Raw genomic sequence first — 9,249 nt, 5'->3', positions numbered from 1 at the left:
CACAGAAAATCATGAGCTCACCTGCGCCAGGAATATAGGGGAACAACAAATACTTTGCGTAAATTGCATTACCCATTACATAAGCAAAAGCACCCAGAGCAGCACCAACTAATATCACCGGCATGATTACCAGGCCATCAAGTCCATCCGTGAGATTTACGGCATTACTACTGCCTACAATGACCAAGTAACTCAAAATAATGAAGCCCATTACGCCCAGTGGGTAGCTAATTTCTTTCATGAATGGAATGAGCAAGTTTGATTTGGCCGGCAGATCCAATGCCAAGCCACTTTTGAGCCAATCGAAGAACAACTGCAAGACTTTAAGGTTATTAACCTCTGATACAGAGAAGGCTAGATAAATGGCAGCAAACAATCCAATCAAAGTCTGCCAAAAGAACTTTTCTCTTGAAGCCATGCCTTTAGGATCCTTACGCGCCACTTTGCGGTAATCATCAACCCAACCAACCAAGCCAAATCCAAAAGTCACAATCATCACAATCCAAATAAAGCGATTGCTCAAATCAGCCCACAACATGCAGGAGATAAAAATACCCAAAAGAATCAAGACTCCACCCATTGTTGGAGTACCTGATTTCACTAAATGGGTTTGTGGGCCATCCGCACGAACTGCCTGACCCATCTTCAATGCGGCCAACTTCCGAATAACCCATGGGCCAGCCGCTAAGCCAATCAGCAAAGCAGTCACTGTTGCCATCACTGCTCTAAAAGTGATGTAGTTGAAGACTCGGAAAAATCCAAAATCATCCTGTAACCATTGCGCCAATATTAAGAGCATGTTTTAGCCTCCTCTAATAAGGCCTGCACTACACGCTCCATACGCATAAAACGAGATCCCTTAACCAAAATATCTAAGTGCAACTGCTTGCTTGCCTCTTGATCCGCTAGCGCCTCGTTGAGCTCTTCAAGCAACTGATCTAATGTGGTGAAGTGCGTAGCACCGTTAGCAAGTTGAGTCTTCTGTGAATCATTAAAGCCCTGCACCGCAAATTTGCACTGCTCTCCGAGCGCAAATAACTTACTAATGCCTTGCTCGGCAGCATAGGCACCAACTTCCTCATGGAACGCGGGGCCTTGATCACCTACCTCACCCATATCACCCAATACCAACCAAGAAGCGTTGCCAGACTGTTTAAGCGCATCAATAGCAGCCCTTACAGAATCAGGGTTCGCGTTGTAACTATCATCAATCAAGGTGCGACCCGTATTTAAAGGCTTTGATTGCATGCGTCCATTTACCGGAACAAAAGATTCCAGACCGGCTTTGATTTGCTCCAAACTTAATCCAGCACCCAAAGCAACTGCGCTAGCCGCTAGGGCATTGCGCACATTGTGGTTTCCTAATGTATTGAGTTGGACCTCAAGCTTGCCAAGTTCAGTAGAAATCTCAATTCTTCCGCTAATCAGCAACTTTCCAGTCACAGAGGCTTTGACAAGCGCCGAGTCGGTAGATAAAGCAAAGTCAATTACCTTGCGTCCTGCGGCAGCTTGATGCCAAACCGTGGAGAATTCAGAGTCCGCCGGAAATACTGCAACACCATCCGCAGGAAGTGCGCTCAAGGCAGTTGCATGTTCTTTTACAACCGCTTCTACGGTCGCCATAAATTCTTGATGCTCGCGCTGCGCATTGTTAATCAGAGCAATGTTGGCTTGAGCAATAAGCGCTAATTCTGCTGTTTCGCCAGGATGGTTCATCCCCAACTCAATCACTGCTAAACGATCGGTTGATCGCATGCGCAGCAAGGTTAAAGGTAGGCCAATATCATTATTGAAGTTACCTTTAGTGACCAGAGTGCACTCTTCACCTGTAGCCGCCTTGAAGATCGAGGCAATCATCTCTTTTACAGTGGTCTTACCATTAGATCCGGTTACCAAAGCCACTGGGATAGAAAACTGTGCACGCCATGCCTTTGCCAAGTCACCTAAACCCTGTTTAACATCCTGGACGCATACTGCAGGTAAGTTTGTGGGGCATTTTTCTTTATGGCTAATAAGTGCTGCGCTTGCGCCTGCTGTTGCCACATCACCCAAGAAATCATGCGCATCGAATCGATCGCCCGACAAAGCAATAAATAATTCACCGGACTGAATCTGACGACTATCGCTGCCAACTTGAGAAATGGAAATTCCTTCAGCAGACTTTGCATCAGCATGAATCAACTGACTGCCTGGCAACATGGCATGTACTTGGGCGAGAGTAGTCATAGGCGCACTCATATGCTACCCCCTGCAGCCAAACGAATATGCTCTTGATCAGAAAAATCAAATTTCTTGCCATTGATCTCTTGGGTAGACTCATGCCCTTTGCCAGCAACTAGAACGATATCTTGGATATCGGCATGTCGTACCGCAGCCATGATCGCAGCTGCTCTATCAGGCAACACTTGTACATTCGATAGGTCACCTGACATACCTGCTTGAATCATAGCAATAATAGAACCAGGGTCTTCAGATCTGGGGTTATCACTCGTAATTACAATTTGATCAGCAAGCTCTTGCGCTGCATGACCCATTTGTGGACGCTTGCCTGAATCTCGATCACCACCGCAACCGAAGACACACCATACTTTTCCGTTACGTTGATTTGCAATGGGGCGCAATGCATTCAATGCTTTAGTGAGGGCATCTGGTGTATGTGCATAGTCCACAACAATTAATGGCCCCTCAGTTCTCTGTGTTTTATTTAAGCAAATCAACTCCATCCGACCTGGAACAGCAGTCAACTTGCTCATGCGCTTAGAGGCCTCGCTCGGGCTCAAGCCTTGAGACAACAGAACCGTCCAAACAGCAAGGCAATTACTTAGGTTAAATTCACCTAATACCGCAAGTTGAACAGCGCTAGCACCTGATGCATCGCAGTTAAATTGAGATTCATAGCCTGCAGTCGTAAACCGGGTATTTTTTGCAAAGACACGCTTCAGACGATCGCCAAATTTTTCAAATCCGGCAAATGCATTACTACTTAATGCGTAGCCCCATACTTGAGGACCGTCGACAGCGAGGAGCTTCATTGCCAGCTCGCGCCCAAATGCATCGTCAAAATTGATGATGGCGTTTTTAAGCTGAGCCAGTTGGAAAAGCTTAGCTTTTGCCTCAGCGTATTCACCCATCGTGCCGTGATAATCCAAGTGATCTTGAGTCAAATTGGTAAATACCGCAGTACGCACATCCAAGCCAGAAATGCGATCTTGATCGAGCGCATGAGAAGAAATCTCTATAGCCACCTGCTGAGCACCTGCATCAAATAACTCTTTTAATTGAGTCTGTAAACGCGGCGCATCGGGTGTGGTGTAACCAGTCTCGATCAATGCATCTGGGAAGCCGGCACCCAAAGTACCCATAACTGCTGCTCGATGATTGGATTCATCCAAAGCCTGTGCCAACCACTGAGTAATACTGGTTTTGCCGTTTGTACCGGTAACGCCGATAACATTCAGCTGTTTACTTGGGTAGCCATACCACCCAGCACAAAGCTCTCCAGCCAAGTTGGATAAATTATCAACAGCAAAACATTCTGAGCGGTCTAAGTATTCGTTAGCAACGCCATCTGCGGGATCAAATACAACTGCCGCCGCACCATTTGCTAAGGCCGCTGCAATGTAATCACGACCATCACGCAAGGCATTGCCATGACCAACAGGGTATGCGAAGAAGATATCCCCAGATTGAATCTGACGACTATCAGCACTCAGCTTTGCATCTGCTGATGTGAGATCACGTAAATGCGAGATCAAAAGATGGGGTTCGATATTGATCATTGCCATCATCTTTTTAAAACCGCTGTATTTGTTTTGACTGCGGCACTCTGAATTTCTGCAGGACTTTGATCCTGCATTGCCTTCTGCTTAATCGGGCTATCTGGCAAAACATTCAAGGTGCGCAGAGTCTCACTCACGATAGTAGAAAACACTGGTGCCGCAACATCACCACCGTAGTGACTGCCACCAGTCGGCTCATCAATCATGACAGCCACCACAATGCGTGGCGCACTAATGGGTGCCAAGCCCGCAAAGTAAGCACGGTATTTATTGCCATACCCCTTACCTACTAATTTATGGGCTGTACCTGTTTTTCCACCAACACGATAACCTTCAGCTTGCGCTTTGATAGCGGTGCCACCTGGCTCTGTTACTGACTCCATCATGCCGCGCATCTCAATGGCCGTCTTAGCAGAAATGACGTGTGTACCAGGCTTAAATTCTGGGCTACGCTCAATCGTGAGGGGCACCAATTCACCATCACGCGCAAAGATCGTATAAGCACGTGCAACTTGAAAGAGTGAACCTGAAATGCCATAACCAAATGCAATCCGCGCCTGATCCGTTGGCATCCATTTTTTATAGGGATGCACAGTGCCAGCCACAGCACCAGGAAAGCCAATCTTCGGCGCTTGACCTAAGCCAACTGATGTATAAAAATTCCACATTTCTTCTGCGGATAAATTGTTCATCGCAATTTTGGCCGTACCAATATTGCTGGATTTTTGAATAATTTGCGCAACAGTGAGGTTGTCGTAAGGATGGGTATCTGTAATTGGCTTTGGACCAACCAAATATTTGGCGCCAATCACCATATTGGTACTAGGGGTGATTACACCCTTCTCTAAAGCAATCGCCACTGTTAACGGCTTCATTGTTGAGCCAGGCTCAAAGGTGTCAGTTAAAACGCGGTTACGCAACTGCTCACCCGTCAGCTTCTTGCGATCGTTCGGGTTGTAACTTGGATAATTTGCTAAGGCTAAGATCTCGCCAGTTTGGGTATCCAGCACGACTGCACCACCAGCGCTTGCATGATGCTGTTCAACTGCATTTTTAACCGCGTTGTAAGCCAAAAACTGGATCTTGCTATCAATAGAGAGTTGTAAATCTTTACCGTTTTGTGGCAACTGCAGAATCGAAACATCTTCAACAACGCGACCAAGGCGATCCACAACCACTCGACGAGCACCTGGATGTCCAGCCAATTCTTTTTCCCGAGAGAGCTCCATGCCTTCTTGACCGCGATCTTCCACATTAGTAAAGCCAACAACGTGCGCCATCGCCTCACCCTCAGGATAGAAGCGACGGTATTCGTTATTCAAGCCAATTCCTGGAATTTCTAATTGCTTAATCTGTTGCGCCACCTCTGGATCTACTTGGCGCTTCAAGAAAATCTGTTTACGCTCTTCTCTTAGTTTTTTACGTAATTCTGCTTCGCTAATCTGCAAAAGGCTTGCTAATTTCTGCACCTTATCTGCAGCCAAATCATCAGGCACAGTGTCGTTATAGGCGATCACCGACTTTGCCTCCAAACTGGTAGCAATCACTTGTCCATTGCGATCCAATATTTTTCCACGGGAAGCAGGCAACTCCAACTCACGTTGCGTACCACGCACACCCTTAGCTTCATAGAAAGCATTTCCCGGACCCTGAATCCAGAAGGCGCGGATTAAGAGCAACATGAAGACGAAGAACAGCATGAACAGCATCAGGCGTGACCGCCACATTGGCAGACGCAATACTAAATTTGGCGTAGTTGAAAAACCTACCGGCCTCATCTAGCCTCCTTCAAGTACAAAGTACGCTCTGGAGATATGGGAACCATGTGTAACTGATTACGAGCAACATCACGAATGCGTGCAGACTTCGAAAGATTGCGCTGCTCATACTCTAGGCGCAACCAATCTTGATTCAGTTTGCGTTCTTCAATTTGCGCACGCTCTAAGGAGATAAATAATTTACGCGCACGCTGCTGAGCTGCAACCAAAGAGAGGGCACAGACTAACAGCAAAACAAGCAAGGTAAGCGTAGCGCGATTCAAGCTGGCACTCCCGCGCGTTTTTCAGCAACTCGCATGATGGCTGAGCGAGCACGAGGATTCTCTCGAACCTCTTCATCACTTGGCTTAACACGCCCAATAATCTCCAAGGCACTTTGTGGTAAATCCCTATCGCGGACCGGCAAACCACGAGGCACCTCAACCTTTGCATGTGACTGCAGAAATTGCTTGACGATACGATCCTCTAGCGAATGAAAGCTAATTACTGCCAATCGAGCACCCGGCTTCAATAAATTCAGCGCTGCTTTTAATCCAAGCTCAAGATCTTCTAACTCACGATTAATGAAAATGCGTAGTGCCTGGAAAGTTCTAGTAGCTGGGTCTTGTCCAACCTCTCTTGTGCGAACGACGCTGGCCACTAAGCTTGCTAACTGCAAAGTTGTTTTTGGCGACAAACCTTCTTCTCGCTTAGCCACGATAGCTCGTGCGATCTGAAATGCAAAACGCTCTTCACCATAAGTCTTAATCACGCGCGTGATGTCCTCTTGTGATGCTTGCTCCAACCATTCTGCTGCTGTCAAACCATGATCCGTGTTCATGCGCATATCGAGTGGACCATCCTTGCGAAAGGAAAATCCACGATGCGCTTCGTCCACTTGTGGAGAGCTGATTCCCAGGTCTAACAAAATTCCATCGACTGATTCTGGCTCCGCGTATTGATCCATCTGCGCAAAACTCTCGTGCATGATTCGTAAACGTGGATCGTTGATTTTTTCCGCCACTGCGATCGCATCCAAATCCTTGTCGAAAGAAATCATTCGCGCGCTCGAAGGCAATTGTGAAAGCAGTGCTTGCGTATGACCGCCACGCCCAAAAGTTCCATCGATCAAGAGTAGATTTTTTGAAGCTTCGTGAGGGGTGATGCGTGGACCACTGATCAGCGCCGTCACCGCCTCGGCCAGTAGTACTGGGCGATGAGTTATGTTCATGGCACCCCGTCATCAAAAATTAAATTGCTTCAGGGCTTCAGGCATACCTTGTGCAATGGCAGCCTGTTCTTTTGCAGCGTAAGTAGCGGCGCCCCACAACTCCAGATGGCTACCCATACCCAGTAGCATCACTTCTTTTTCAATGCCAGCAGCTGATCGCAACTCTGGGCTTACCAAAATTCTTCCTGCGCTGTCTAAATCCACTTCCGCAGCATTACCAAGGAAGATTCGGCGCCACCAATGGGCATCCATCGGCAATTGCGCGACACGTGTGCGGAATGTTTCCCACTCAGAGCGAGGGAACAACAACAGGCATCCATCAGGGTGTTTTGTGAGCGTAATTCGGCCCTCACCTTGAACCAACAAGGCGTCACGATGCTTTGCCGGCACAGACATGCGGCCTTTTGCATCTAAATTGAGAGCTGACGCACCTTGAAACACCATTTACCCCACTTTTTCACACTTCCTCCCACTTTAGAGGATCGTAATAAGAGGGTCAAGTGTTTTTGGGCAATATTTTAGGAAATTTCCTTGTGATTACAAACACTTAGCGTCATGTCTTGATAAAATGGTGACTATAAAAATGCTACTTGAAACAACGGCTTGGAAAATATACTTAAGAATAGATCTTAGCTATTTAGCCCAATAATAGATAAATATACTGTATTAATGAACAGTACTCCAACTAAAAATACCCGAAACAATTAATTTAGGGCTAGATTTTGTAAGCAGTGCTTGTCATGACTTTTGACATCGCCTGCATCAGCTTCTGAATCGGCTCCGGCAAGACCGCACCACCAGCAGAAATCGCAGCTTGTCCATGCTTGATTTCATCGATGCGCATTTGATCAACAATGGCGCGGGAACGCTCATCTTCTACAGGCAATTTTTTGAGATGGCTCTCGAGGTGATTCTCTACTTGTTTTTCTGTTTCAGCAACAAACCCCAAACTCCACTTATCGCCCGCTAAGCCAGCAGCCAAGCCGATTGTAAAGGATCCTGCATACCAAATTGGATTGAGATAACTCGTGTGCGAGCCTAGCTCTTGAAGGCGAGTTTCACACCAAGCCAAATGGTCCATTTCCTCTTGTCCAGAGTGATCTAACATCTGCCGAATTTCAGGATTACGAGCTACTAATTTTTGGGATTGGTATAGGGCTTGAGCACAAACCTCACCCACATGATTGACCCGCATTAATCCAGCAGCATGCTCTCGCTCTTTGACATCCAGCAAAGCAGCAGATTGAATATCCGAACCTGGGGTTGGGCGATGAGCATGAGCACCCCCAACTACCGAGCGCAAGGCTGTATCAAACTCAATAATGAAGCGGTCAATTAGCGCCATAGGCTTGTAAAAACTAGACCAAAACCTCTGCTTTGCAGCTTTGTTTGGTCTTTAAACCTAACTCAGCCAAAAGCTCTCGGTCTTGTTCTGCCTCGGGATTGCCGGTAGTGAGTAGTTGCTCACCATAGAAAATAGAATTCGCGCCAGCCTGGAAGCACATGGCCTGAACTGCCCTACCGAGCTCCTGTCGACCGGCTGATAAACGCACCCGTGCACGCGGCATCGTGATGCGAGCCACTGCAATCGTTCTAACGAATTCCATCGGATCTAAAGGCTTCTGATCTTCTAACGGGGTGCCTGCAACGGGAACCAGGTGGTTAATGGGAACTGACTCTGGATATGGGCTTAAATTGGCCAAACGGGCTAAGAAAGCTGCGCGCTGTTCACGGGACTCACCCATGCCCACAATGCCGCCACAACACACTGACATGCCAGCAGCACGTACATTAGAAATCGTATCCAAACGGTCTTGATAGCCCCGCGTGGAGATAACTGAGCGATAGAAGTCCTCGCTGGTATCCAAATTGTGGTTATAGAAGTCCAGGCCAGCCTCTTGCAGGGCTTGGGCCTGATTGGCCTCCAGCATCCCTAGAGTGGCGCAGGTTTCAAGGCCCAGGGCCTTCACGCCCTTAATCATGGCAGTGACTTTTTCAATATCGCGGTCTTTAGGCTCCCGCCAAGCGGCGCCCATGCAGAAACGGTTAGATCCAGCTGCTTTGGCAGCCTTAGCCGCCTCGAGCACCTCGTCCAGATCCATCAACTTATTAGCCTTGACGTCGGTGTCATAACGAGCCGCCTGGGGGCAATAACCACAATCCTCTGGACAGCCACCGGTCTTGATTGATAAGAGTGTAGCCAATTCCACATCGCCATCAGGGAAGTTGGCACGATGAGTCTCTTGTGCCTTGAACATTAATTCGCTAAATGGGAGGGCAAATAGAGCCTCAATTTGAGCAACCGACCAAGCGCCCGATGCGTCGACCTCTTTATGCAAATCCTTTTGAGACTTGACTTGGGTGAGGGGGTTTTCAGTAGTTTGGGTGGCCTGCATGGTCGAATTCCAGAAAATAGATCAATTCAAGGCATAAACATAACAGATACAGGCCTAAATTAGGAAAAACTAGTGGTCAAATACCA

Annotated in this window: 9 protein-coding genes; all 9 read right to left on the bottom strand. The window is 47.5% G+C overall.

Features of this window, described 5'->3' with window-relative positions; genetic code table 11:
- The coding region (locus tag ACIQZ3_RS08105) for a phospho-N-acetylmuramoyl-pentapeptide-transferase (protein WP_397392055.1) at positions 1 to 799 on the bottom strand (799 nt) is incomplete at its 3' end.
- On the bottom strand, positions 790 to 2,226 hold the full coding sequence (gene murF, locus ACIQZ3_RS08100; protein ID WP_397392053.1) for a UDP-N-acetylmuramoyl-tripeptide--D-alanyl-D-alanine ligase: 1,437 nt from the start codon (positions 2,224 to 2,226) through the stop codon (positions 790 to 792). The genes ACIQZ3_RS08105 and murF, both read right to left, overlap by 10 nt.
- Positions 2,227 to 2,234: 8 nt before the next feature.
- Positions 2,235 to 3,788, bottom strand: a complete 1,554-nt coding sequence (locus ACIQZ3_RS08095; protein ID WP_397392051.1) for a UDP-N-acetylmuramoyl-L-alanyl-D-glutamate--2,6-diaminopimelate ligase — start codon at positions 3,786 to 3,788, stop codon at positions 2,235 to 2,237.
- Positions 3,785 to 5,557 (bottom strand): peptidoglycan D,D-transpeptidase FtsI family protein, encoded by a 1,773-nt coding sequence (locus ACIQZ3_RS08090; protein ID WP_397392049.1) that lies wholly within the window; start codon positions 5,555 to 5,557, stop codon positions 3,785 to 3,787. The genes ACIQZ3_RS08095 and ACIQZ3_RS08090 overlap by 4 nt, the downstream gene beginning before the upstream one ends.
- Positions 5,554 to 5,820, bottom strand: a complete 267-nt coding sequence (gene ftsL / locus ACIQZ3_RS08085) for a cell division protein FtsL (RefSeq protein WP_088527827.1) — start codon at positions 5,818 to 5,820, stop codon at positions 5,554 to 5,556. Before ftsL ends, ACIQZ3_RS08090 begins: the two co-directional genes overlap by 4 nt.
- The gene (rsmH, locus tag ACIQZ3_RS08080; protein ID WP_397392047.1) at positions 5,817 to 6,767 is read right to left on the bottom strand and encodes a 16S rRNA (cytosine(1402)-N(4))-methyltransferase RsmH; all 951 of its coding nucleotides are present in this window, start codon (positions 6,765 to 6,767) and stop codon (positions 5,817 to 5,819) included. The genes ftsL and rsmH overlap by 4 nt, the downstream gene beginning before the upstream one ends.
- Positions 6,768 to 6,779: 12 nt before the next feature.
- Positions 6,780 to 7,208: a division/cell wall cluster transcriptional repressor MraZ gene (gene mraZ / locus ACIQZ3_RS08075; RefSeq protein ID WP_397392045.1), complete on the bottom strand. Its 429-nt coding sequence runs from the start codon at positions 7,206 to 7,208 to the stop codon at positions 6,780 to 6,782.
- Positions 7,209 to 7,482: 274 nt separating this feature from the next.
- On the bottom strand, positions 7,483 to 8,112 hold the full coding sequence (gene coq7, locus ACIQZ3_RS08070) for a 2-polyprenyl-3-methyl-6-methoxy-1,4-benzoquinone monooxygenase (RefSeq protein ID WP_397392043.1): 630 nt from the start codon (positions 8,110 to 8,112) through the stop codon (positions 7,483 to 7,485).
- A gap of 13 nt (positions 8,113 to 8,125) precedes the next feature.
- Positions 8,126 to 9,163, bottom strand: coding sequence for a biotin synthase BioB (gene bioB / locus ACIQZ3_RS08065; protein ID WP_397392041.1), 1,038 nt, complete (start codon positions 9,161 to 9,163; stop codon positions 8,126 to 8,128).
- Positions 9,164 to 9,249: the final 86 nt, after the last annotated feature.

Source organism: Polynucleobacter sp. (genome assembly GCF_044342855.1).
Taxonomy (GTDB): domain Bacteria; phylum Pseudomonadota; class Gammaproteobacteria; order Burkholderiales; family Burkholderiaceae; genus Polynucleobacter.
The sequence above is the reverse complement of the archived record's forward strand: the minus strand, read 5'-3'. Positions and strand labels throughout refer to the sequence as shown.